Genomic DNA, 2,904 nt, shown 5'->3' on the forward strand with positions numbered 1-2,904 from the left:
GCCAACCAGGGTTGGACCAGCGATGCCACCTATCACCGTGAATTGGCCGACCTCAACGGAGATGGCGCCGCCGACATCGTTGGCTTCGGGTATGCTGGCGTATATGCAGGAATGAACCAGGGCGACTGGTTGAATACCTAGCATCACGCTAGCCACTGCTCTTGGGTCACGCGTAGGTTAAGCTGCTCCCTCAATAGGGTGAGCATCAGCATAGGGTTTCGGTATTCGCGGTTCGTGCACTCGCTGCCAAGTCCGCCTGCAACAACGCTGGTCAAGTCCGTTGACAGTAAGGGTTGCACCCAGTCTTATCATTCTAATGCATTAGAGCTCGAGATCCTAGATGTGAGCTAGGTGCGAGTTTGGGGGAGCAGTTTTATGACTTTCAATTCTTCGCCGTCGCTTGGCGATCATGGTGTTCGTCTGGACGGCGGCTCAGCATCGCTGGTGAGCGGTGAAGATTCTGAAGACCTGGTGGGGGTAACGCCACTCGATGGAGGCGGCTACGTGGTTCACTGGGTGACCGATGCCGATCGTGACGGCGACCCCGACGGATTGGCCGTGCAGCGCTTCGCTGCGGACGGCACCAAGCTGGGCGGCGTGACGGTGCTGCAGGGAATCTCGTCGGATCTGCTCAAGGGCGAATTCGACGATGTCTCCTACGACCTGCGGGCACTCGACAACGGTGGCTATGTGCTCACCTATGGCCTGGTGCCAGAGACAGAAGCGTGGCGGCACGCCACTGTCACGGCTTCTGCCTCCGGCCAGACGATGTCCGTGCCGCTGGTCGGCAGTCCGAGCGATTTCTATATCTTCTCGTCCTTGACCTCGTCCGGAGCGACATTCTCGCTGGCAGGGCTCGACAATAACGGCCAGCCCACGACCGTGGCACTCACTCTCGTGGACGGTCACATCCAGATCACGGCGGCGACCCTCGATCAGTTTAGTAACGACACCCGCCTGAGCTTGGTGGTGAAGGGCCTAAGCCAGGGCGAACGCATCGAGGTGGATATCGAGACGCACCAGGAATGGCGTTACGATCCGTCGGCCGCACTCGACAATGTCGCCACCAGCTACATCGTTAACACAAACGGAATCGGAGTTATCGCCACCGGGCTCGGCCGCCCGGAAGCCTTCCACGTTGACTCTGCTTCCTATGCCAACGGCACCGGCCCGACTTCAGCTCAACTGCAGATCACGACGGCCGAAGATAGCACCTGGTTCGATCTGACGGGGGTCCCAGGCGCCACGCGGCTGCCGAACGGCGTCATTCTGGTTCCGGTCACGGCAGACGCGAACGGCATCTACCATGTGCCCTCAGCCATCCTCGCGCAGCTTGGTGAAAGCGATGCCCAGACCCTGCTGATCCTCGGCGGTCTCACCACCGGCTCAACGGTTACTGGCACTGTCAGCACGCGCGAAGGCACCCCCATCCCTGCCGGCGTCTTCGTCCAGACCTTCAACGCAAATGGCATGTCGCTTGGCGATCATGGTGTTCGTCTGGACGGCGGCTCAGCATCGCTGGTGAGCGGTGAAGATTCTGAAGACCTGGTGGGGGTAACGCCACTCGATGGAGGCGGCTACGTGGTTCACTGGGTGACCGATGCCGATCGTGACGGCGACCCCGACGGATTGGCCGTGCAGCGCTTCGCTGCGGACGGCACCAAGCTGGGCGGCGTGACGGTGCTGCAGGGAATCTCGTCGGATCTGCTCAAGGGCGAATTCGACGATGTCTCCTACGACCTGCGGGCACTCGACAACGGTGGCTATGTGCTCACCTATGGCCTGGTGCCAGAGACAGAAGCGTGGCGGCACGCCACTGTCACGGCTTCTGCCTCCGGCCAGACGATGTCCGTGCCGCTGGTCGGCAGTCCGAGCGATTTCTATATCTTCTCGTCCTTGACCTCGTCCGGAGCGACATTCTCGCTGGCAGGGCTCGACAATAACGGCCAGCCCACGACCGTGGCACTCACTCTCGTGGACGGTCACATCCAGATCACGGCGGCGACCCTCGATCAGTTTAGTAACGACACCCGCCTGAGCTTGGTGGTGAAGGGCCTAAGCCAGGGCGAACGCATCGAGGTGGATATCGAGACGCACCAGGAATGGCGTTACGATCCGTCGGCCGCACTCGACAATGTCGCCACCAGCTACATCGTTAACACAAACGGAATCGGAGTTATCGCCACCGGGCTCGGCCGCCCGGAAGCCTTCCACGTTGACTCTGCTTCCTATGCCAACGGCACCGGCCCGACTTCAGCTCAACTGCAGATCACGACGGCCGAAGATAGCACCTGGTTCGATCTGACGGGGGTCCCAGGCGCCACGCGGCTGCCGAACGGCGTCATTCTGGTTCCGGTCACGGCAGACGCGAACGGCATCTACCATGTGCCCTCAGCCATCCTCGCGCAGCTTGGTGAAAGCGATGCCCAGACCCTGCTGATCCTCGGCGGTCTCACCACCGGCTCAACGGTTACTGGCACTGTCAGCACGCGCGAAGGCACCCCCATCCCTGCCGGCGTCTTCGTCCAGACCTTCAATGCAAATGGCATCGCGTCGCTGCATCTGACTGGAACAGAGAAGTCAGATGTACTTACGGGCGGTCTGGGCGACGATTCGATAAACGGCGGTGCAGGTATTGATACTGCAGTTTACTCACTGACCCGCGCACAGGCGTCAGTGGTGCATAATGCGGATGGCACCCTTACCATTAGCGCAGGCAAAGAGGGCATCGATCGACTTTTCGGCGTTGAGCAGATTCGGTTCAGCGACGGTTTGTACTCGTTCCAGTTCGACAAGCCCGGCGCCGTTCTGGTGAGCAACTTCGCCGTTGGCGCAGGTGGTTGGAGCAGCCAGGACGTTTATCCGCGGCACGTTGCCGACATGAATGGCGATGGGTATGGCGAC

General features: G+C 60.7%; 1 protein-coding gene. It reads left to right on the forward strand.

The annotated features are described in order from the left end of the window. Positions 1 to 375: 375 nt before the first annotated feature. A partial coding sequence (locus OMW55_RS13820; protein ID WP_264884025.1) for a hypothetical protein occupies positions 376 to 2,904 on the forward strand: 2,529 nt, incomplete at its 3' end.

The sequence above is a fragment of the Sphingomonas arvum genome (assembly GCF_026013565.1).
GTDB lineage: Bacteria > Pseudomonadota > Alphaproteobacteria > Sphingomonadales > Sphingomonadaceae > Sphingomicrobium > Sphingomicrobium arvum.